The sequence below is a fragment of the Serratia sp. GW822-FHT06E05 genome (assembly GCF_058799445.1).
The window spans coordinates 148,544-170,943 of the sequence record NZ_JBXALM010000011.1 but is presented as its reverse complement, the minus strand read 5'-3'; the positions used below and the strand labels follow the sequence as shown (position 1 = coordinate 170,943).

At 56.0% G+C, this 22,400-nt stretch carries 23 protein-coding genes; 9 read left to right on the top strand and 14 right to left on the bottom strand.

The features are described 5' to 3' along the window. Positions 1-34: 34 nt before the first annotated feature. On the top strand, positions 35-1,438 hold the full coding sequence (gene cysG / locus AC1RKC_RS21505) for a siroheme synthase CysG (RefSeq protein ID WP_371078834.1): 1,404 nt from the start codon (positions 35-37) through the stop codon (positions 1,436-1,438). Positions 1,439-1,488: 50 nt separating this feature from the next. Here the strand turns inward: cysG and trpS are convergent, their stop codons facing one another. From trpS to pilM, 13 genes are all read right to left on the bottom strand, one after another. Continuing rightward, positions 1,489-2,493, bottom strand: coding sequence for a tryptophan--tRNA ligase (trpS, locus tag AC1RKC_RS21500; protein ID WP_020837324.1), 1,005 nt, complete (start codon positions 2,491-2,493; stop codon positions 1,489-1,491). Positions 2,494-2,495: 2 nt separating this feature from the next. After that, positions 2,496-3,194 (bottom strand): phosphoglycolate phosphatase, encoded by a 699-nt coding sequence (locus AC1RKC_RS21495; protein WP_046372482.1) that lies wholly within the window; start codon positions 3,192-3,194, stop codon positions 2,496-2,498. Further along, entirely contained in the window at positions 3,187-3,864 is a 678-nt protein-coding gene (gene rpe / locus AC1RKC_RS21490; RefSeq protein ID WP_020837326.1) for a ribulose-phosphate 3-epimerase, read from the bottom strand. The genes AC1RKC_RS21495 and rpe overlap by 8 nt, the downstream gene beginning before the upstream one ends. Positions 3,865-3,920: 56 nt before the next feature. Beyond that, the gene (dam, locus tag AC1RKC_RS21485; RefSeq protein ID WP_020837327.1) at positions 3,921-4,733 is read right to left on the bottom strand and encodes an adenine-specific DNA-methyltransferase; all 813 of its coding nucleotides are present in this window, start codon (positions 4,731-4,733) and stop codon (positions 3,921-3,923) included. 277 nt (positions 4,734-5,010) lie between these two features. Next, on the bottom strand, positions 5,011-6,033 hold the full coding sequence (locus AC1RKC_RS21480; RefSeq protein WP_261136691.1) for an SPOR domain-containing protein: 1,023 nt from the start codon (positions 6,031-6,033) through the stop codon (positions 5,011-5,013). Between the two features lie 158 nt (positions 6,034-6,191). After that, entirely contained in the window at positions 6,192-7,289 is a 1,098-nt protein-coding gene (aroB, locus tag AC1RKC_RS21475) for a 3-dehydroquinate synthase (RefSeq protein ID WP_020837329.1), read from the bottom strand. Between the two features lie 93 nt (positions 7,290-7,382). Then, positions 7,383-7,904 carry a shikimate kinase AroK gene (gene aroK / locus AC1RKC_RS21470; protein ID WP_004391482.1) on the bottom strand — a complete coding sequence of 174 codons (522 nt, stop codon included), beginning with the start codon at positions 7,902-7,904 and terminating at the stop codon, positions 7,383-7,385. Positions 7,905-8,017: 113 nt separating this feature from the next. Beyond that, a complete protein-coding gene (locus tag AC1RKC_RS21465) occupies positions 8,018-8,248 on the bottom strand; it encodes a hypothetical protein (protein WP_020837331.1) in 231 nt (76 codons plus the stop codon). Between the two features lie 6 nt (positions 8,249-8,254). Further along, complete coding sequence (gene hofQ / locus AC1RKC_RS21460; RefSeq protein ID WP_071844529.1) at positions 8,255-9,496, bottom strand: DNA uptake porin HofQ; 1,242 nt, start codon at positions 9,494-9,496, stop codon at positions 8,255-8,257. Then, positions 9,493-9,849, bottom strand: a complete 357-nt coding sequence (locus AC1RKC_RS21455; protein ID WP_046372480.1) for a HofP DNA utilization family protein — start codon at positions 9,847-9,849, stop codon at positions 9,493-9,495. The genes hofQ and AC1RKC_RS21455 overlap by 4 nt, the downstream gene beginning before the upstream one ends. Then, positions 9,842-10,360, bottom strand: a complete 519-nt coding sequence (locus tag AC1RKC_RS21450) for a hypothetical protein (protein WP_046372479.1) — start codon at positions 10,358-10,360, stop codon at positions 9,842-9,844. Before AC1RKC_RS21450 ends, AC1RKC_RS21455 begins: the two co-directional genes overlap by 8 nt. Next, positions 10,353-10,889: a PilN domain-containing protein gene (locus AC1RKC_RS21445; RefSeq protein WP_046372478.1), complete on the bottom strand. Its 537-nt coding sequence runs from the start codon at positions 10,887-10,889 to the stop codon at positions 10,353-10,355. The genes AC1RKC_RS21450 and AC1RKC_RS21445 overlap by 8 nt, the downstream gene beginning before the upstream one ends. Positions 10,890-10,892: 3 nt before the next feature. Further along, positions 10,893-11,735: a type IV pilus biogenesis protein PilM gene (pilM, locus tag AC1RKC_RS21440; RefSeq protein WP_046372477.1), complete on the bottom strand. Its 843-nt coding sequence runs from the start codon at positions 11,733-11,735 to the stop codon at positions 10,893-10,895. A gap of 122 nt (positions 11,736-11,857) precedes the next feature. On the opposite strand from pilM, the gene mrcA reads away from it, so the two are divergent. Further along, complete coding sequence (gene mrcA / locus AC1RKC_RS21435) at positions 11,858-14,416, top strand: peptidoglycan glycosyltransferase/peptidoglycan DD-transpeptidase MrcA (protein ID WP_041415065.1); 2,559 nt, start codon at positions 11,858-11,860, stop codon at positions 14,414-14,416. Between the two features lie 50 nt (positions 14,417-14,466). Here the strand turns inward: mrcA and nudE are convergent, their stop codons facing one another. Beyond that, positions 14,467-15,021 carry an ADP compounds hydrolase NudE gene (gene nudE / locus AC1RKC_RS21430; RefSeq protein WP_493092725.1) on the bottom strand — a complete coding sequence of 185 codons (555 nt, stop codon included), beginning with the start codon at positions 15,019-15,021 and terminating at the stop codon, positions 14,467-14,469. Between the two features lie 467 nt (positions 15,022-15,488). On the opposite strand from nudE, the gene AC1RKC_RS21425 reads away from it, so the two are divergent. From AC1RKC_RS21425 to AC1RKC_RS21395, 7 genes are all read left to right on the top strand, one after another. Next, complete coding sequence (locus AC1RKC_RS21425; RefSeq protein WP_129941689.1) at positions 15,489-17,621, top strand: intracellular growth attenuator family protein; 2,133 nt, start codon at positions 15,489-15,491, stop codon at positions 17,619-17,621. Between the two features lie 96 nt (positions 17,622-17,717). Beyond that, entirely contained in the window at positions 17,718-18,398 is a 681-nt protein-coding gene (gene yrfG, locus AC1RKC_RS21420; RefSeq protein WP_046372475.1) for a GMP/IMP nucleotidase, read from the top strand. Beyond that, complete coding sequence (hslR, locus tag AC1RKC_RS21415; protein WP_020837348.1) at positions 18,395-18,802, top strand: ribosome-associated heat shock protein Hsp15; 408 nt, start codon at positions 18,395-18,397, stop codon at positions 18,800-18,802. Before yrfG ends, hslR begins: the two co-directional genes overlap by 4 nt. A gap of 25 nt (positions 18,803-18,827) precedes the next feature. Further along, positions 18,828-19,706: an Hsp33 family molecular chaperone HslO gene (hslO, locus tag AC1RKC_RS21410; protein WP_020837350.1), complete on the top strand. Its 879-nt coding sequence runs from the start codon at positions 18,828-18,830 to the stop codon at positions 19,704-19,706. Positions 19,707-19,902: 196 nt separating this feature from the next. After that, entirely contained in the window at positions 19,903-21,522 is a 1,620-nt protein-coding gene (pckA, locus tag AC1RKC_RS21405) for a phosphoenolpyruvate carboxykinase (ATP) (protein ID WP_020837351.1), read from the top strand. 126 nt (positions 21,523-21,648) lie between these two features. Beyond that, the gene (locus AC1RKC_RS21400) at positions 21,649-21,912 is read left to right on the top strand and encodes a FitA-like ribbon-helix-helix domain-containing protein (RefSeq protein WP_046372474.1); all 264 of its coding nucleotides are present in this window, start codon (positions 21,649-21,651) and stop codon (positions 21,910-21,912) included. After that, positions 21,909-22,388 carry a type II toxin-antitoxin system VapC family toxin gene (locus AC1RKC_RS21395; protein ID WP_046372473.1) on the top strand — a complete coding sequence of 160 codons (480 nt, stop codon included), beginning with the start codon at positions 21,909-21,911 and terminating at the stop codon, positions 22,386-22,388. The genes AC1RKC_RS21400 and AC1RKC_RS21395 overlap by 4 nt, the downstream gene beginning before the upstream one ends. Positions 22,389-22,400: the final 12 nt, after the last annotated feature.

Below are 22,400 nucleotides of genomic sequence, written 5' to 3'. Positions count from 1 at the left end.
TGCGCCCCACTGCTGATTGCCCCGAGGATTGCCGATGGATTACCTGCCGATTTTCTGCCAACTGCAACACAAAGCCTGCCTGCTGGTCGGTGGCGGTGAGATTGCCGAACGCAAAGCCCGTTTGCTGCTGGATGCCGGCGCGACGTTGACCGTCAACGCCTGCAGCTTTAGCCCGCAATTTCACGAATGGGCCGCGCTTGGCCGGGTCACGCTGGCAGAAGGCGAGTTCAGCGCGGCGTTGCTGGCGGAAAAGTGGCTGGTGATCGCCGCCACCGATCGGGTGGAAGTCAACGCGTTGGTGTATCAATGCGCCAACCAGCAACGGGTGTTCTGCAACGTCGTGGATGATCCCAAGCGCGCCAGCTTTATCATGCCATCGATTATCGATCGCTCGCCGATTATGGTCGCGGTGTCTTCCGGCGGTAAAGCGCCGGTGCTGGCGCGGCTGTTACGAGAAAAACTGGAGGCCATGCTGCCTCAGCACCTTGGCAAGCTGGCGCAACTGGGCGGCTTATTGCGTCAACGGGTGAAAAAGCACTTCTCTGACATCGGCGCACGCCGCCGTTTTTGGGAAAAACTGTTTGCCCACGACCGCCTGGCGCAGTCTTTGGCCAATGATGACCAACCGCTGGCGGATCGGCAGATCGAGGAGCTGTTTAGCCATCAACAGCAACAATGCGGTGAAGTGGTACTGGTGGGTGCCGGACCGGGTGACGCTGGCCTGTTGACCCTGAAAGGTCTGCAGCAGATCCAGCAGGCTGACGTGGTGGTTTATGACCGCCTGGTCTCCGATGAGGTCATGACGCTGGTGCGTCGCGATGCCGAGCGCATTTTCGTCGGCAAACGTGCCGGCAACCATTGCGTGCCACAAGATCAGATTAACCAAATCCTGCTCGAGCAGGCGCAACAAGGTAAGCGCGTGGTACGACTGAAAGGCGGTGACCCATTCATCTTTGGCCGCGGCGGTGAAGAGCTGGAAACGTTGGCCGACGCCAATATTCCGTTCTCGGTGGTGCCGGGCATTACCGCTGCTTCCGGTTGCTCAGCCTACAGCGGTATTCCCCTCACCCATCGCGACCATGCGCAAAGCGTGCGCCTGGTGACGGGGCACGCCAAGCGCGATGGCGGGTTAAACTGGTCAACGCTGGCCGCCGGGCAGCAAACGTTGGTGTTTTACATGGGCCTGACGCAGGCGGCAGAGATCCAACGCCAACTGATCGCGCACGGTATGCCAGCCTCCACCCCGGTGGCGCTGGTAGAAAACGGCACCTCTTGTCGTCAAAGGGTGATCGAAGGGGAACTGAAGCAGCTGGGAACCCTGGCCTTGCGTGCTGCCAGCCCAAGTTTAATCATCGTCGGCAGCGTGGTGAGCCTGCGCAGCAAGCTGAACTGGTTCTCTAGCCAGGAATCACCACAGCCACTGGCGCAAATGGCTTAATCCAGACGTAAAAAAAGCGGCCAATGGCCGCTTTTCTTTTATGGCGAGGATCACTGTGGTGACACGAAGCCAACTGCCTGGTAAACCTTGGCCAACGTTTCCTGTGCGCGCGCACGAGCCTTGGCCGCACCGTCACGCATCACCTGCTGCAGCAAGGCCTCGTCATTGCGGAAACGGTGGTAACGCTCCTGCAGCTCACCCAGCATGCCGGATACCGCTTCGGCTACCGCACCTTTCAGGTGGCCGTACATCTGGCCTTCAAACTCGGCTTCCAACTGAGCGATGCTCTTGCCGGTCACACCGGCGAGAATATCCAGCAGGTTTGATACCCCTGCCTTGTTCGCCACGTCGTAACGCACTACCGGCGGCTCTTCGGAGTCGGTCATCGCACGTTTGATTTTCTTGCTCACCGCTTTCGGATCTTCCAGCAGGCCAATCACGTTGTTGCGGTTATCGTCCGACTTGGACATTTTCTTGGTCGGCTCTTGCAGCGACATCACGCGAGCGCCGGACTTGGGAATAAACGGCTCAGGGACTTTGAATACGTCACCGTACAGCGCATTGAAACGCTGACCAATGTCACGGCTCAGTTCCAGATGTTGCTTCTGGTCTTCACCGACCGGAACCTGGTTGGTCTGGTACAGCAGGATATCCGCCGCCATCAGCACCGGATAGCTGAACAGGCCGGCGTTGATGTTTTCCGCATAGCGTGCGGATTTGTCTTTGAACTGGGTCATGCGGCTCAGTTCGCCGAAATAGGTATAGCAGTTCAACACCCAGCTCAGTTGCGTATGCTCCGGCACGTGAGACTGTACGAAGATGGTGCTCTTTTGCGGATCGATGCCGCAGGCCAGATACAGCGCCAGCGTGTCCAGCGTAGCTTTGCGCAGTTTTTCTGCGTCCTGACGTACGGTTATCGCATGCAAATCAACGATGCAGTAGATGCAGTCATAATCGTCCTGCATTTTCTCCCACTGACGCAGGGCACCCATGTAGTTGCCAATGGTCAGTTCACCGGACGGCTGTGCGCCGCTAAATACGATGGGCTTACTCATGTTTAAATTTCCTGATTCTCTAAAGATGACAGCCCAAGAGCGGGCAACAAATCGGCAAAGCGCTCCAACACGCGGTCGGGATGGCTCAGGGCAATCGCCTCGCCGTAGTTATAACCGTAGGTCAGCGCGGCGCTAGGGCAGCCAGCCGCCTGCGCCGCCTGAATATCGTTGCGGGAATCGCCCACAAACAGCAACTCGTTGGTGCGCAGGCCCAATTTGCCGAGGACCAGATACAGCGGTGCCGGGTGCGGTTTTTTTTCCACCACGTCATCGCCGCCGATAATCAGCGAAAAGTCATCGAGAATGCCCAATGCGGCCAACAGTGGTGCGACAAACGGCGTCGGCTTGTTGGTCACCAGCGCCATGGGATACCCTTGCGCAGCTAATTGGGCCAGCGTTTCCTTCACCTGCGGAAACAGGCGACTGCCGCTGTCCACGGTTTGCGCATAGAAGTGATCAAAACGTTCGCGCAGTTGTTGGCAGTGTTCTGGGGTGGCTTCCACCTCAGCCCAGCGCAGCGCGCGTTGTACCAGCACGTCTGCGCCATTGCCAATCCAGGTGCTGACCCGGTCTTCGCCGGCCTGTGGCAAACCCATTTCCGCCAGCGCCATATCAATAGCGGCCGCCAATCCCGGCGCGCTGTCTACCAGCGTGCCATCGAGATCAAAGGCCAGAGCGCGGATGGCACTGAAATCAGCCATGCGTCACCTTCGCCAGTTCGCTGCGCATATCATCAATCACCCGGCGATAGTCCGGCTTGCCGAAGATGGCTGAACCGGCGACAAACATGTCTGCACCGGCTGCGGCGATTTCGGCGATGTTGTCGACTTTCACCCCGCCATCCACTTCCAAACGGATATCGCGACCGCTTTCGTCGATCAGCTTGCGCACCTGGCGCAGCTTATCCAAAGTACCGTGGATAAACGACTGGCCGCCAAAGCCAGGGTTGACCGACATCAGCAGGATCACGTCGATTTTGTCCATCACGTAATCAAGATAGCTCAGCGGCGTCGCCGGGTTGAATACCAAGCCGGCTTTACAGCCGTGCTCTTTAATCAATTGAATGGTGCGATCGACGTGTTCGGAGGCTTCCGGATGGAAAGAGATGTAACTGGCACCCGCTGCGGCGAAGTCCGGCACTATGCGGTCTACCGGCTTCACCATCAGATGCACGTCAATCGGTGCGGTGATGCCGTAGTTACGCAGCGCCTGACAAACCATCGGCCCGATGGTCAGATTGGGAACGTAGTGGTTATCCATCACGTCGAAGTGCACTACGTCGGCACCTGCGGCCAGCACGTTGGCTGTGTCTTCACCCAGGCGAGCAAAATCTGCCGACAAAATGGACGGGGCAATCAAAAATTTTTTCATCCGCTATCTCCAAACGTAGGGTTCGAATTTGTTATACGCCGGGGCGTAACCCCGGTTTAACGATAAAGCGCCAAAAGTTCATTCACTTTGCTGCGGCCGAGAATATTGCGGCTGATGGTGCGACGCGCTTTCACAACAAACAGCGAGGCGTGCTGATACCAGTCACGCGTCAGTTCGGTATCGTGGTTGGAAATCAATACCGGCACCTGGCTTTCTACTGAAAGCTGATGTGCCATCAACGCCAGGCTTTGTTGATCGGCCATGCTGAAGCTGTTGGTGTGGTAGGCGGTAAAATTCGCCGTCGCCGATAATGGCGCATACGGCGGATCGCAATACACCACGGTACCACGCTCGGCTTTTGCCATGGTATCCCGGTAATGCTCGCAGACAAAAGTGGCGTTGCGGGATTTTTCGGCGAACCAGTACAGCTCTTCCTCGGGGAAGTACGGTTTCTTGTAACGTCCAAAGGGAACGTTGAACTCGCCACGCAGGTTATATCGGCACAGGCCGTTATAACAGTGGCGGTTCAGATAAAGAAACAGCAGCGCGCGGCGATAAGGATCGGCACTAGTATTAAACTCTTCGCGCAGCAGGTAAAACTGATCCGACTTATTGAATTCATCGGTGAAAAGAAGGCGGGCATCACGCACGAAGTCATCCGTACGCAGCTTAACGATGTTATACAGGTTAATAAGATCGCTGTTGATGTCGGCGAGAATATAGGCATCGTATTCCGTGTTCAGAAAGACTGAACCCGCACCCACGAAGGGCTCGATTAAGCAGTCGCCTGCTGGCAGATGACGACGAATCTCGTCCACCAGCGGGTATTTTCCACCAGCCCATTTTAAAAAAGCGCGGTTTTTCTTCATGCCGTCAATTAGCTACTTATTATACAATTCAGAGCGGCGGATTGTACTCTGTTTCAGACAGCACATCAGCGCACAAATTTAAGTGATTGATACCCTTCATACTTCAAGCCGCAGCATCGCTGGCCACGCACGGTTGTTCAGCCTGTTTCCAGGCCACTTCAGTCATCTGTCGCGGGCTAAATTGCGTGCCCCGATTAACATGGGCGCAGCATGCTGCGCCCCTAAATGTCTGAAATCCCTGCCTTCGCCAACTGAATGCAGCTTGAAATCTACCGGGTTACTTTTTCAGATCTTGCTGTACCTGGCGTACAGGTCGAACCCATGGTTTTTTCGCCTGAACATCCGCTGGCAGCGTCGCGATTGCGCGCTTCGCTTCTGCCGAAGAGGCATAGTTGCCACTCACCAGCACATACCAAGGTTTACCGTCACGCTGGGTTGCGTACACCAGATAATGCTGCAGTTTCTGCTGCTTGGCGTAAGCATTGAGCGTATCGGAACGCGAGGCACTGCTCAGTTGCAGAGTGTAATGGCCTGCCGGTGCAGATTGCAGCGAACCCGCGTTGCCGCTCACGGCTCCCGCCTTGGCACTTGCCGCTCCCGCTTTGGCGGAAGAGGTCGGCGCCGGTGTATACACCGTGGTTGGCGTTTTGTGCTGCGAGGTCGTAGCCGTCGGCTTGCTGGCTGTTTTTGCCGGCGTTTTGTGTTGCTGTGGCGCCGTTCCCTGAACCGGGCGTACGGTTTCTTTCGCCGTTGCGCCGTTCATCAGCGTCGCAGGAGCCGTCGGCAGGGTCGAAGCCGGCCCTGTCATGCCCTGCGCCGCGGTATCAACCGGCCCTTGCTGGGCCGACAGCGCGTCCGACATATTGCCCGGTAAATCGACCCGTTGCTGCGCGCCGCCTTGCTGTGGCTGCGGTTGCGCTTCCGTCGGGGTGCTGGCGATCGGTGGAACGCTGACGGTTTGCGGCTGCGAACTGCTGCTCACACCGTTATTGTCATTGGTGTCGGTAGTACCACCCGGAACGCCGGAATTACCGGCCGTCAGCGACGAAGAACCGGACAGGTTAATGTCTTTGGCCGCGCCATTTTGCGCGCCTTCCTGGGCCGCTTCATGCTTGGTTGGCGCTTTCAGCGCCGAGCCAATGCCGACAATCAGCAATAACAGCACCAAAATACCGATACCAATCATTAAATGCTGACGCGAAACGGCAAAACGCGGTCCCGGAGCCGGTTTGCGCGAACGTGCAGGACGACGATCGCTGCTATCAGGTCTGAGATCGTCTTCCGGTTTAAACTCATCCATCTGAAACCCTCCAACTAGAGGCAAAAGCCCACCACTGTAGATCTACCGTGGCACGGGCAGATTAACCCGATGATGTCAAAGCGACGCCATGCCTGCTTTGCACATAATTAATATAGATGTAAACGGCGGCTAAGCCACTGTTACTTCGTCCGATTTACTTAGGCATTCCCTGCAGGAAGGCAAGCTGCGATGGAAGCAAGCACCATTTCATGCCCAACTCCGCCGCGGACTTCCGCCTGGCCAATGGCCGTCGGCAGTACCAGACGCAGTTCACCGGCCAGTACTTTCTTATCGCGCATCATATGTGGCAAATAAGATTCCGGTGCCATTTCCTGCGGACCACACACCGGCAAGCCAGCGCGTAATAACAGTGCTTTGATACGTTCAATATCTTCGGCGGAGAACTGACCGAGACGGTGCGCGGTTTCTGCCGCCATCACCATGCCGGCAGCGACGGCCTCACCGTGCAACCATACACCATAGCCCATTTCGGCTTCGATAGCATGGCCGTAAGTATGGCCCAAATTCAGCAGCGCACGCAGACCGCTTTCGCGTTCGTCAGCGGCAACGACCTCAGCCTTAAGTTCACAGCAACGGCGGATGCAATAGGCCAAAGCCTGCATGTCCAACGCCACCAGAGCATCAATATTGTTTTCCAGCCAGACAAAGAAATCGCGATCGAGAATAATCCCGTACTTGATCACTTCAGCCAAACCAGAGGAGAGCTCACGCGCCGGCAAGGTTTTCAGGCAATCCAGATCAACCACGACTGAAGCGGGTTGATAGAAGGCACCGATCATGTTTTTACCGAGCGGATGATTGACGGCGGTTTTACCGCCAACGGAAGAGTCCACCTGCGACAGCAGAGTGGTAGGGACCTGAATAAAGCGGACTCCGCGCTGATAACACGCGGCGGCAAAACCGGTTAGATCGCCTACCACGCCGCCGCCAAGGGCAATCAGCGTGGTATCGCGACCGTGCGGTTTTTCCAACAGCGCCGAGAACACCTGCTCGAGCACGGCAAGAGATTTGTACTGTTCGCCATCAGGTAAAATCACCTGATCCACCATGACGCCAGCCTGTTCCAGCACCTTCCGGACGTGGTCCAGATAGAGTGGCGCCAGGGTTTGGTTGGTGACCAGCATAACCTGCTCACCCGCCTTCAGCGGCATAAAAGAAGCCGGATCGTTGAACAATCCGGCGGCTATGGTAATCGGGTAGCTGCGCTCCCCAAGCGTTACGGTAATTCTCTCCATGTCGCGCTCAGTTCTCAGTGTGGTTTATCCCCGCTACTGCGGGGAACACAATCAGTCTTTCCGCATTTGCCGTGGCGAACACGGAAACCGCAATCAGTTGCTTTCCAGCATGTTGATAATCTGGTTGGCAACCACTTTGGCGCTTTGATCGTCGGTGCGGATGGTGACATCTGCAATTTCTTCGTATAACGGATTGCGCTCTTTCGCCAGCGCTTCAAGCACTTCACGCGGAGGAGAATCAACCTGCAGCAGCGGACGCTTTTTGTCGCGCTGGGTTCGGGCCAATTGCTTCTCGATAGTGGTTTCCAGGTACACCACTACGCCACGCGCCGACAGACGGTTACGCGTTTCACGCGATTTAACCGAACCGCCGCCGGTAGCCAGCACGATGCCTTGCTTTTCCGTCAGTTCATTAATGACTTTTTCTTCACGATCGCGGAAACCTTCTTCACCTTCCACGTCGAATACCCAGCCCACGTCAGCTCCGGTACGTCGCTCAATTTCTTGATCGGAGTCGAAAAACTCCATATTGAGTTGCTGAGCTAACTGACGGCCAATAGTGCTTTTGCCGGCACCCATAGGCCCAACCAGAAAGATATTGCGTTTCTCTGCCATGTTTTTCGGTATTACTAAGACAATTCGTTAATGTTAACCCGCCCCGCCAATCAAATCAGCGGCGGGACCTAAACTGAAACCTCATGAACGATAGTGCGAGATCAGACGGAAAATTATCTCAACACTCTTGGTAGTTTGGCAACCGAATAAATCGCAATCCACGCCGCAGGAGGGAAACCATACGTTTTTAACGGCGTCTTGGCGCTAACAAAAAAACCTCGGTGCTCAATTCGGTAACCCTTGTAAGCTAAATCGGTCGCAGCGTCAAACGCAGATGCCCCCAAGGCGATAAAAAAGTGCATCTGCTCATCAACTTTAGGTGATTTTCCACGAACCTGACACATTGCCGCTCAGGCCTTAATCAATGTCGGAGTAATGAATATCACCAGCTCACGCCGTTTATGCTGCTTGCTGCTCTGTTTGAACAAAGATCCCAGCAGTGGCACATCGCCAATACCGGGCACCTTATCTGCCCCCTGGGCGCTATGGCGCTGAAATACGCCGCCCAAAACAATGGTTTCGCCATCTTTCACCGTCACCTGGGTTTTGATCTCCTGCTTATCTATCGCCAGCGTCTCGCCTGTCGCGCGGCTGATGGAGCGCCCCGGCATGTTCTGACTGATTTGCAACGTCAGGGTAATACGGCCATTCGGCAAAATTTTTGGCGTCACCTCCATGCCCAGCACCGCCTCTTTAAATTCTATCGATGTCGCCCCGCTGGCACCGCTGTTCACTTCATAGGGAATTTCCGTCCCTTGCTTGATGCTGGCAGTCTGCAGATTAGCGGTCAGCAGGCGCGGGCTGGCGATAATTTCCACCCGGTTCTCCTGTTCCAGCGCCATCAGTTCCAGATCGAGCAAACGGCCACCGATTCGTGCCAGATGAAAACCGGCGCTGACGGCGCTGCGATCCAACGGCAACGCCACGTTGAAGCCATCCAATTGCCACGACTTTGCTGGCCGCTCGTCCGGCGCCAGCCCCCAACGCACACCAAGCTCCCGCAAGCTTTCGCTGTTAATAGTGACGATATGCGCCGCTAACTGCACCTGCGCCAATGGCACATCCATCTCCGCGATCCGCTGCGTCAATAACGCCACTATCGGTGCGGTATCGCGGAGCAGCACGGCATTGGTGCGTTTGTCCGCCACCAGGCTGCCCCGCTCACTCAACAAGGTACCGTCCTGAGCATTCAGATTTTCAGCAATCTCCGTCGCGTCGGCATGATTCAGCGGCAGGGTCACGCTGTGTAATGGCTGTTTTTGCGCTAAAGCCAGCTGTTGTCGTTGCTTTTCCTGTTCGCTTGGTTCGGGAAACACCATCATCACGTTGCCCTCCAGCGTCATAGTCAGTTTCCCCATGCGTAAAATCACGGCCAGGGCCTGCCGCCAGGGTACCTTATCCAACCGCAGCGTCAGGTTTCCCCCCACGCCTGCGGCGGTGACGACATTAAGCTGCTGATGATCCGCCAGCGCCTGCAATACCACAGCCACAGGCGCATCCTGAAACTCCAGAGAAATGGGGTCAGGCTCCTGTGCTATGCTTGCGAATGCACTCCCCCACAGCAAAACTGCAAGCCAACGACATCCTTTCATTTTTCTTCCTTATGCTTTCCCAACGCCAACACCACCCTATCCTCGGCAACCGAACAGGCCGGATTACTCTGAACCGCGCTTAACGTCACTTGCCGCTCCAGTATCTGCTCAACCTGCCAACGCCCAGCCAGTAGCGTTTGGCTGGGTTTGACTCGCAACCACTTTCCGCCCGGCGTAACTATCCAGGCAAAACGCAGCTTCTCGTGTCCGAGGGTACCTTTTAATCGCCAATTCACCGGCGACTCTGCCGCGGCAGGACAGTCGGGGGAAGGCAGCGGTCGAAAAGGATCCCGTGGCTGCGCCAGCAGCGCCATCGGTAGCAACAACAGCCAGAACCCAAGGTTTTTATTCATAGGGGGCAACCCGCACAGCCTCAGCCACATCCTGGAAAGTGAAATGCACCGACACCCCCTCCGTCTGCGTTTCAACAGTCATCTGTTCGATGCGTAGCTTGGTGGGCAATTTTTCCAGCAGCCTTAATAAGCTGCCGTACTCAAGATGCAGCCGTAGGGCTTGCCGCGAGGCTTTTTCCTGCTGCTGCCAGCGTTGCAGCCCGGCCCCCACTTGCTGCAATACGTCCAGCAACGCTTCATTAGCCACCGGTGAGGGCTTAATCTGTTGCAGTTGTTGATTGAGAGCCTCCATTGTCGGCATCCGGGCCAATTGTGCCCACAGCGGAGACATTTGTTGCGTTAGGCGTTGCCGCTCCACCTGGGTCTGCCCCAGTTGCTGCCATTTGCCCTGTAGCAGCAGAAGGCCGAACAACAGGATCGGGCCGCTCAACGCCAGCCACTGCATCAGCAACAGCTTCCACCCCGGCAGGTTCAAGCATCTCGTTAGCCAGTGCGGTAGAGGCTTATTCATCCCGCCCCCACTGTGCCGTCAGGGTAAATGAAAACAAACCATCCTGACGCTGCACCACCTCAGTCAGGCGGCCGTGCTGCAACAACGGCAACGCAACTAGCCGTTGTTCAAACTGAGTCACCGCCTCATAACGGCGGCTCAGGCCCCGCAGACGGATATTTTGTGCATTAGTATCCAATGCGATAAGCCACAACGCTGCGGGCAACAGGGGCGACAGCTGTTGCAGCAATTGAAGGTAACGTCGGTTGTGCACCCCATTTATGCCCTGTTGCTCCACCTGCGCGGTTAAGCTTGCCAGGCGAGCCATTGCCCGTTGCCGTTGCTGAAAACGTTCCGTCAATTCCGTCTGCTGCCCGACCAACGTCAAAAGTGCCAGATGCTGTTGATCCTGCTGACGGTTTAACAATCCCAAAACCCCCGTCAGCACCGCCGCAGCCAGCGCCAGTTGCAACACCAACAGGCGCAACCAGAAAGTGGCGCGCCGACGCTGAGCTCGAGTGCGCCAGGGCAAAAGATTAACCTGATACATCAGCTAGTTGTCCTCTGTGCGCAGCGCCAAACCCCCGGCTAATACAAATGCCGCCGGTATAAGGGGCTGCGGTGGACGCAGTTGACTAAAAGCGCTAAATGGAGACCAGGACAAACATCCTGGCGGAGGCAGCTCATCCAGCACGCTGCTATAGTAAATTTGCTGCGTAGCAAGTGGCGGGCAGGCGGCATGCATTGCCGCCAGCGCCTGACCCGCCTCTGTGGCCTCCACCATTGGGACAACCCCATAGGCAAAGGACGTAGAAGGTGATGCGACCCATAACCACTCCAGCTCGAGGCGATGCAGCAAACCGGTTTCGGTCGACACGCCTGCCGCTGTCGCCATCGTGCGAAGCGCGCAAGGGGTAATATCGACTACCTGCGGCTGCAAATTGGCCTGGTGCAAGCAATGCAGCCACTGTTCCACCTCTTGCTGCCGCGCAGCGGTAATCAGCAAAGTGGCAGCGTCTGCCGGTGATGGACGGTAATCCAGAGCCAGCGACTGGCTATCCAGCGGGAACTGTTTTAATCCCTGGTTGGTGATGTATTCACCGCGAGCCGGCTCTTTCAGCCTGGCGTCCGGCAGCGGCATCTGCTGCTGTAAAACCCGTTGAGCGGGCAAAGCAATGCGTAAGGAAATATGTCTTGGTAACTGAATTCGCCATTGTCGCAGCGCCTGAATCAGCAGCTCGGGGTGTTCGAGGCAGCCTTCTCGCAACACCGGTTGCGGCAGACTGTGTTGCCACCAGTGACGCAGTTGCCAACCGTTGCGGCGCCGCTGTACCGCCAGGGCGCGAATGCAGCCACTTTGTATATCCAGCCCCACCTGCCATGCTTGAGTGAACATATTTCGCCCGACCTCCATATCGTCAGATGATAAAAGAACATATCCATGTTGCAGGCTTGCCTTTATACTACCGCGCGGTTGTTTATAAACTGCCCAAATGACATGAAAATGGGAAATCTCAGGTGAAGTTCGTAAAGTATTTACTAATCCTTGCAGTGTGTTGCATCGTATTGGGGGCAGCCTCGATCTTTGGCTTGTACAAATATGTCGAGCCACAGTTGCCTGACGTTGCGACGCTGAAAGATGTGCGGCTGCAAATACCGATGCAGGTTTACAGCGCCGACGGCGAACTGATCGCCCAATACGGTGAGAAACGCCGTATTCCGCTGAAGTTGAACCAAATTCCACCGGTTATGGTGCATGCGTTTATCGCTACCGAAGACAGCCGCTTCTATGAGCATCACGGCGTCGACCCGGTCGGTATCTTCCGTGCCGCCTCTATTGCGCTGGTCTCCGGCCATGCGTCCCAGGGGGCGAGTACCATTACCCAGCAGTTGGCGAGAAACTTCTTCTTAAGCCCGGAACGCACCCTGATGCGAAAAATCAAGGAAGCTTTCCTGGCGATTCGCATCGAACAGATGCTGAGCAAAGACGAAATTCTCGAGCTGTACCTGAACAAAATCTATCTGGGGTATCGCGCCTATGGCGTGGGTGCCGCGGCTCAGGTTTACTTCGGTAAAGACGTTAGCCAGCTCACCTTAAGCGAAATGGCGACCATCGCCGGCTTGCCGAAAGCACCGTCTACCTTCAACCCGCTTTACTCCCACGATCGCGCCGTCGCGCGCCGCAACGTGGTGCTGTCGCGCATGATGGATGAGCATTACATCACTCAGGCGCAGTACGATCAGGCCCGTAGCGAAGAACTGGTGGCCAACTACCATGCACCGGAAATCAGCTTCTCCGCCCCGTATCTCTCCGAGATGGTGCGTCAGGAAATGATCAAGCGTTATGGCGACAACGCCTATACCGACGGTTACAAGGTCTACACCACCATCACCAAAAAGCTGCAGCTGGCGGCGCAGGAGTCGGTACGTAACAACGTGCTGGCCTACGATATGCGCCACGGTTACCGCGGCCCGTCCAACGTGCTGTGGAAAGTCGGTGAAGCGGCGTGGGATCAAAAACAGATCGTCGATTCGCTGAAGAATCTGCCGAACTACGGCCCGCTGTCTCCGGCGGTGATTGTCTCGGCCAACGCCGAAGAAGCGACGGCGATGATGGCTGACGGCAGCCACATTGCGCTACCGATGGCGACCATGCGTTGGGCGCGTCCTTACAAATCAGATACTCAGCAGGGCCCAACGCCGAAACGCGTCACCGACGTAGTGCAGGCCGGTCAGCAAGTCTGGGTACGTAAGGTGGGCGAAAATTGGTGGCTGTCACAGGTGCCGGACGTCAACTCGGCCCTGGTGTCGATCAACCCGAATGACGGGGCCGTGAAGGCGCTGGTCGGCGGGTTCGACTTCAACCAGAGCAAGTTCAACCGCGTTACCCAGGCGCTGCGTCAGGTCGGTTCCAATATCAAACCTTTCCTGTACACCGCCGCGATGGACAAGGGCCTGACCCTGGCAACCATCCTGAATGACCTGCCGATCACCCGTTGGGATCCGGGCGCCGGTACCGACTGGCGACCGAAAAACTCACCGCCAACCTACGATGGGCCAATTCGTCTGCGTCAGGGTCTGGGACAGTCGAAGAACGTAGTGATGGTGCGTGCAATGCGTGCGATGGGCGTCGACTATGCGGCAGAATATCTGCAGCGTTTCGGCTTCCCGGCACAGAACATCGTGCACACCGAATCGCTGGCGTTAGGCTCCGCATCGTTCACCCCTATGCAACTGGTGCGCGGCTATGCGGTTCTGGCCAACGGCGGTTACCTGGTGGATCCGTACTTTATCACCAAGATTGAAGACGATAGCGGCAACACGGTGTTCGAAACCAAGCCGAAGATTGTCTGCAGCAGCTGTAACCTGCCGGTGATCTACGGTGATACCCACCGTTCCGCCGTACTTTCTGAAGACAATATTGAAAATGTCGCTACGTCGCAGGAAGGCAAGAATGGCAGCGTGCCGATGCCGCAACTGGAGCAGGTGACTCCGGCTCAGGTGCTCCAGGATGGCGATCAGCAGTATGCCCCACACGTGATCAGCACCCCGCTGGCGTTCCTGATGCATGACGCGCTGAACAGTAACATTTTCGGCGAACCGGGCTGGATGGGCACCGCATGGCGTGCGGGCCGTGACCTGAAGCGTCGTGATATCGGCGGCAAAACCGGTACCACCAACAGCTCGAAAGATGCCTGGTTCTCCGGCTATGGCCCGGATACCGTGACCTCGGTATGGATTGGCTTTGATGACCATCGCCGTGATCTTGGCCGCGCTACGGCTTCAGGCGCGATACCGGATCAGGTTTCCGGCGGCGAAGGCGGTGCGAAGAGTGCACAGCCGGCATGGGACGACTTTATGAAAACCGCGCTGGAAGGCATTCCGGAACAGAAGGTCACTCCACCACCGGGCATCATCAGCGTCACCATCGACAAGAGCAGCGGCAAGCTTTCTGGCGGCGGCGGCGGCAGTCGCTCCGAGTACTTCATCGAAGGGACTCAGCCAACGGACTACCCATCGCGAGATACCGGCACGACGTTGACGGATCCCGGCGGCGAGAGCCACGAGCTGTTCTAACAAAAAAGGGCCAGAGAAATCTGGCCCTTTTTTTATCTAGCAATCAACGATTAACGTGAACCGCGTAAAAATGCCTCGGTCAGGAACAGCGCACTGACATTGCGCGCCTCACGGAAATCCGGTTCGGCCAGCAACGCCATCATATCGGCAATCGGCCAGCGAACCTGCGGCAAGGGCTCCGGCTCATCCCCTTCCAGACTCTGCGGGTAGAGATCGTGCGCCAGCACGATATTCATTTTGCTGGAAAAGTACGAAGGGGCCATCGTCAGCTTGCTGAGGAAATCAAAACGTTTGGCGCCAAACCCCACCTCTTCCATCAGTTCACGGTTGGCCGCCTCCAACACACCCTCACCGGGATCGATCAGCCCCTTGGGGAACCCCAGCTCATAAGATTCGGTACCCACCGCATATTCACGGATCAGCAGCAAGTCATCGCCAATCACCGGCACAATCATCACGGCCTCACGGTCCGAGGGCCGCATCCGCTCATACACCCGCCGTACACCGTTACTGAACTCCAGATCGACGGACTCAACGTTAAATAAACGCGAACGTGCGACCATTTCAACTTTCAGAATTTTAGGTTTTTGCAGGTGTTTATCCATGATTGCCTCAAATGAGTTATCCGGCGGCAGGCCACAACATCAGGCGTGATGACGCAGATAACCAGAATAATGATTGGCGTGACGCGCAGTTCACTTGCGCTCAAACGCTGACCAAAACCGATCTTGATCACATTGTGCGTTAATGAGAACCTTTGCCGCAACGAGCACAAGCAGTAATTTACTTTTTTTTAACAACTGTAGCCAGCACCTGCCGATTTTCTGTCTTTCTCGGGTAAAAAAGAGTGCATTAAAATAAGATAATGCCGATACCGATAGAAGAGCCCGATTGCTATCATCACGCAGGTAAGACATGGCGATAAAACGGGCAGTTATTATCAATAAATGAGATCCCGGCGGAGAATCTTTCCTCCCGTCACTGTTCAGGGTGTCTCTTGGTGATTTGACTGCGTATAATGCGCCACGATTCATCAGGTTGGTGAGGTTCACGGGTCCAAGATGGGGATAGCATGAGCACAATAGTGTTGATATTGGCCTTAGTGCTTGCCTGCCTGATTGCCGCCGGCCTGTATCTCTGGTTTAAAGCCCGCAATCAGCCGCTGCTCACGCGCGCGTTGCCCTTTATCAAACCCACACACCGTAAACTGACCGGCGAAGAGCGCGCCGCCGTCGAGCATTATCTCGGCCAGCAAAATAAGCTGAGCAACAAACTGTTGCCCGGTAACGGCTCATTGCCTTCCGCCAAGCTGGCGCTGACTCCGCAAAGCGACAACGTCTACCCCATTACCCACGCCATTACCCGCTACGGGCTGGCCAGCGATGAACCCAACAAGTGGCGCTATTATCTGGACGCCGAAGAGGTGCATCTGCCACCGTTCTGGGAACAGTACATCAGCGCCGATAACCATGTGGAAGTGATCAGAACCCAGACGTTACCGCTGGTCATCTCCCTCAACGGGCATTCGCTGAAAGACCATATTCACGATCGGCCGCAACCGCCGGTGGTGAAAGCAGCCCCGAGCCAAAATGCCTCCATTCGCAAGGAAGAGAGCGAGCATGTCGAGCTGGTGAATATCCGCAAGGAAACGCCGGAAGAACATGCGCTGACTCGCCCGAACGGCATCAAGGAAGCCGCCGTTATCTCGGCAGCCCTGCTGCTGCTGTTCTTCAGCCTGATAAGCCCGGTGGTGGTCATTCCCTGGATGATAGTGGTCGCCGTGCTGATGATCGCCTGGGGTTGCTGGAATCTGTTCCGTCGGCCGACATCACGCGAACTGAAAGAAGTGCACTGCCTGCGTGGCACCCCCAAGCGTTGGGGGCTGTTTGGCGAATCTAATCAGGGGCAGATCAGCAATATCTCTCTCGGCATCATCGATCTGATTTATCCGCCGCACTGGCAGCCTTATATCACCCAGGATCTGGGCAAGACCACCGACGTGGATATCTACCTTAACCGCCAGGTGTTGCGCCAGGGACGCTTCCTTTCTCTGCATGATGAGGTGAAAAACTTCCCGTTGCAGCAGTGGGGCAGAAACGCGGTGCTGATGGCCAGTTCGTTTTTGGTGCTGGTGCTGCTGCTGACCTATATTCCGCTAAGTCTGCCGCTTAAGCTGAGCATGGCCTGGCTGCAGGGCGCGCAAAAAATCGAAGTGACCAACGTTCAGGCTCTCGAAGGCGCCACCTTGCGCATCGGCGATACCCTGAAAGCTCAAGGCAACGGTATGTGTTATGTGCCGCCACCGGTCAGCGGTTCGCACACCTCCAACTTTATGCCTTTCGACTGCTCAGGCATTTACTGGAACAACGCAGCCCCCCTGCCGCAGCCGGAATCAGACGTCATCGACAAAGCTTCAGCGTTGCTGGCGACGGTCAATACTCAGTTGCATCCCGATGGTACCGATCAGAAACTCAACCCGCAGCTGGCCAGCGCGATTGAAAAATCCGGCATGATCCTATTGGATGATTTTTCCGATATCGTGCTGAAAACGCAGGATCTGTGCCAGGCGGACAACGACTGCGTTCGGCTGAAAAACGCCCTGGTGAACCTGGGTAACGTCAAAAACTGGGCTACCCTGGTGAAACGCGCCAAGTCGGGCGCTTTGCAGGGGGTCAACGTGTTGCTGCGCCCGGTGAGTGCCGAATCGCTGGAAAGCCTGACCAAGGTTGCCGCATCGTCGTTTGTCTACAGCGAAACCCGGCAGGCCGCCGCCGCGCTCAACAGCCCTCCACCTGGCGGGTTCCTGATCAGCAGCGATGAAGGCAAACAGCTGGTCAATCACCCACAGCCTGCGGTCCCCTTAAACGAGTACAACGCGCTCGATCAATGGAATGAACTGCAACGTCTGGCCAGCATGCTGCTGCATACGCCGTTTGAAGCTCAGGGCGTGATCACCAGTATCAGCGTCGACGCCAACGGTACACGCCATATTGCGCTGCACAGCGAGCCAGATATCATCACCCTGTGGCGCTATCTCGGTACCAGCCTGCTGCTGCTGACGGTCGCCGTCGTTCTGGGTTACAACACCTGGCGACTGGTGCAGCGCCGCCGCATCAACCAGCACCGAACCGCCGATATCCAGCGCTATTACGAAAGCTGCTTTAACCCGCAGCTCTCCCCGATGTCATTGCGGCCAATGCCCTGAGTCGTTCGCAGGCCTGCTTCCTGTCATCCGCTTATGCTACGCTAACGCTATTCCCCTTATCCTGCGGACCCCCGACGGTTCGCCTATGGAGTTTTCATGGTTCCCGAGTTTGACTGGCGTGAAATTGATACCGTGCTGCTGGATATGGACGGCACCCTGCTCGATCTGGAGTTCGACAGCCACTTTTGGCTCAGCCTGGTGCCACAAGCCCTGAGCGAGCAGCGTGCTATTCCCTTCGACGAAGCGCGTAAAATCATTCACCAGGAATATTTGGCGGTGCAGCACACCATGAACTGGTACTGCTTCGACTACTGGAGCGAACGGCTGGATCTTGATATTTACCGCATGACCACTGAGGTTGGCAGCCGAGCCCGCCTGCGTGAGGATACCGAGCCCTTTTTGCAGGCATTGCGAGCCGCAGGTCACCGGACTATCCTGTTGACCAACGCCCATCCGCACAGCCTGGCGGTAAAAATTGAGCATACCGGTTTGGATCGCCACCTTGATTTATTACTTTCTACCCACACATTTGGTTATCCGAAAGAAGATCAGCGTTTGTGGCAGGCCGTGCAGCAACACACCGGATTTGATCCGCAACGCACCCTGTTCGTCGACGACGGTGAACCTATTCTGGATGCTGCCCGCACCTTCGGTATTCGCTATTGCCTGGGCGTGCAGAATCCGGACTCCAGCATGGCGGAGAAAACCTTTCGACACTACCCGGCAATGCGCGACTACCGCCTGTTGATACCGGCGTTAGCCAAGGGGGAGCAATGAAAGATAAGGAAACACGGGACGACGCGGTCCGGCTGGATAAATGGCTTTGGGCGGCTCGTTTCTACAAAACCCGCGCGTTGGCGCGGGACATGATCGACGGCGGCAAGGTGCACTATAACGGACAGCGCGGTAAGCCGAGCAAGAATGTCGAGCTCAATGCCGAGATCAAGCTGCGTCAGGGTAACGATGAACGCACGGTGATCGTTCTGGCTCTGGCCAGCCAACGGCGCGGCGCCGACGAGGCGCAGCAGATGTATCAGGAAACCGAAGCCAGCATCGCCAATCGAGAGAAAGTGGCGCTCGCACGCAAGATGAATGCGCTGACCATGCCGCATCCGGACCGCCGTCCGGACAAGAAAGAGCGGCGCGACCTGATTAAATTTAAATTTGGTGAGCAGGAATAACCCCTCGCCGCAATGAGAGAAAACTATGTCTAACCATGACCAATTGCACCGTTACCTGTTTGAAAACTACGCGGTGCGCGGTGAGCTGGTTACCGTCAGCGAAACCTATCAGCAGGTCCTGAACAACCATGATTATCCGGCGCCGGTTAAAAAACTGCTGGGTGAACTGCTGGTGGCCACCAGCCTGCTGACCGCAACCTTGAAGTTCGACGGCGATATCACCGTACAATTGCAGGGTGATGGCCCGCTGAAGCTGGCCGTGATTAACGGCAACAACCGCCAGGAAATGCGTGGCGTAGCGCGCGTACAGAGCGAAATCGCCGATGACAGCACGCTGCATCAGTTGATCGGCAACGGCGTCATGGTGATCACCATCGCGCCAACCGAAGGCGAGCGCTATCAGGGCGTAGTGGCACTGGAAGGCGAAACGCTGGCCGAATGCCTTGAGGCTTACTTCCGCCAGTCCGAACAGCTGCCAACCCGTCTGTTCATTCGCACCGGCGAGTTCGAAGGCCAACCGGCCGCGGGCGGTATGTTGCTGCAGGTGCTGCCGGCACAGGACGGCAATGCCGATGATTTCGATCATTTGGTACAACTGACCAACACGGTGAAAAGCGAAGAGCTGTTCAGCCTGCCAGCCAACGAAGTGCTGTATCGTCTGTATCACCAGGAAGAAGTCACTCTGTATGAACCACAGGACGTGATCTTCCGTTGCACCTGTTCACGTCAGCGCTGCGCTGATGCGTTGGTCACCTTGCCAACCGACGAAGTGGCCCAAATGCTGGAGCAGGATGGCAATATCGATATGCACTGCGATTACTGCGGCAATCACTATGTGTTTGACGCCGTAGACGTTGCCGCCTTGTACACCGGTAACACCGGTGACAGCGATCAGTTGCACTAAGTAGCACCCCATATCGGCGGGCGCGCCCTGCGCCCGCTCATTCACCTCGTTTGCACGTTTGCTTTTTTCCGTGTGCTATCTCTCAGATCGTAACGAAAAACCGACTAAAACGTTAAATATTTGATACCTATCGCGGTTACTCGCTGCTGAATCCCTACAATTGGCGCCAGAAATTCTGTGACCAAGGAGTAGTGACATGCGTGTTAAAGGTATAACCCCTCAGGATCTGGCCGCTTATGGGATTCATAACGTCGGCGAAATCGTTCACAACCCGAGTTATGACTTGCTGTTCAAGGAAGAAACAGACCCATCTCTGGAAGGTTATGAGCGTGGGGTCGTAACCAAGCTGGGTGCTGTATCCGTCGACACCGGTATTTTTACCGGCCGTTCCCCGAAAGATAAGTACATCGTCCGTGACGACATCACCCGTGACACCGTCTGGTGGGCCGATCAGGGTAAAGGCAAAAACGACAACAAACCCCTCAGTCCGGAAATTTGGGCTGACCTGAAACAGCTGGTCACCACGCAGCTCTCCGGCAAACGCCTGTTTGTGGTGGATACCTTCTGCGGCGCCAACGCCGACTCACGCTTGAAAGTCCGCTTTATCACCGAGGTGGCCTGGCAGGCGCACTTCGTCAAAAACATGTTCATTCGCCCGACGGAAGAAGAACTGCAGGATTTCGAACCGGACTTCGTGGTGATGAACGGCGCCAAATGCACTAACCCGAACTGGCAGCAACAGGGCCTGAACTCGGAGAACTTTGTCGCTTTCAACCTGACCGAACGCATGCAGTTGATTGGCGGCACCTGGTACGGCGGCGAAATGAAAAAGGGTATGTTCTCCATGATGAACTACCTGCTGCCGCTGAAAGGCATCGCTTCCATGCACTGCTCGGCTAACGTGGGTGAAAAAGGCGACGTGGCGGTGTTCTTCGGCCTGTCCGGCACCGGCAAAACCACCCTGTCCACCGATCCAAAACGCCAGTTGATTGGCGATGACGAACACGGCTGGGATGACGACGGCGTGTTCAACTTCGAAGGCGGTTGCTACGCCAAAACCATCAAGCTGTCCGAAGAAGCCGAGCCGGATATCTATCACGCCATCAAACGCGATGCGCTGCTGGAAAACGTCACGGTGCTGGCCGACGGTACGATTGATTTCAACGACGGCTCTAAAACCGAAAACACCCGTGTTTCCTACCCGATCTATCACATCCAGAACATCGTCAAGCCGGTTTCCAAGGCCGGCCACGCCACCAAGGTGATTTTCCTGACTGCGGACGCCTTCGGCGTGTTGCCACCGGTTTCTCGCCTGACCGCCAACCAGACCCAGTACCACTTCCTGTCCGGCTTTACCGCCAAGCTGGCCGGTACCGAGCGCGGCGTGACCGAGCCGACCCCAACCTTCTCCGCCTGCTTCGGCGCAGCCTTCCTGTCGCTGCACCCAACGCAATACGCCGAAGTCCTGGTGAAGCGCATGCAGGCTGCGGGTGCCCAGGCCTACCTGGTCAACACCGGCTGGAACGGCACCGGTAAACGCATTTCGATCAAAGATACTCGCGGTATTATCGATGCGATCCTCAGCGGTGAAATCGATAAGGCAGAAACCATTACCCTGCCTATCTTCGATCTGGCGATGCCAACCTCACTGCCGGGCGTCAACCCGGATATCCTGGATCCGCGCGCCACTTACGCCAGCATTGAGCAATGGCAAGAGAAGGCACAGGATCTGGCAGAGCGTTTTGTCACCAACTTTGACAAATACACCGACACTCCAGCGGGTGCAGCGCTGGTCAGCGCCGGTCCAAAACTGTAATAGCTTCCTTTTACAGCTTCAGCTAAGGCGTGGATATCACGCCTTTTTTTATTTTTATTGGTTGTTTCTTGAACGACGCAAAGAGATAATAATGCAGTGCAATCATTGATAGCAACGGAGGTTTCAATGGCTACCATAACCGTCAGAAATCTGGACGACGAAGTAAAGGAGTTGCTGCGCGTCTCGGCAGCAAAAAATGGCCATTCCATGGAGGAGGAAGCTCGCATGATTTTGAAACAGGCATTATTGAAAAAGCCGCCGCGTTATGGGTTAGGCACTTGGATGCATCAACACTTTGCCGAGTTGGGCGGGGTTGAATTGGAGATCCCACCGCGCGATGCCACGCCGCCGCGTATTGTCACCTTTGACGACGACGATGACCAATTATGATTATTCTCGATACCAACGTGGTTTCAGAAACGTTGCGCCCCAATCCGCACTATAACGTCATCAGATGGCTGAATGAAAAAGACAATGATGAGCTTTATCTTAGTGCGATAGTTCTCGCCGAGTTGTTCAGTGGCGTTGCCTGTATGCCTGATGGGAAACGGCAGCGCGAATTCAAACACAAGCTGGCGGAGGCAGTGCAGATTAGATTTGATGAGCAAACCCTGCCATTTGATACACTCTGCGCGCTGCAATACGCGGAACTTATGGAGAAAAATCAGCGTCAGGGCCGGTTAATGGGCATCGTCGATACCCAAATCGCCGCCACCTGCCTGCATTACGGTGCCACCCTGGCCACGCGCAATACCCAAAACTTTATCCATTGCGGCATTGAGTTAATCGATCCCTGGCAGGCCACGACGGGCCGGCGTCTGCATGAAGAGGCAGCGGAATACTACGTGATGAGCAGGAAGTCCTGACGGGGGCGCAAA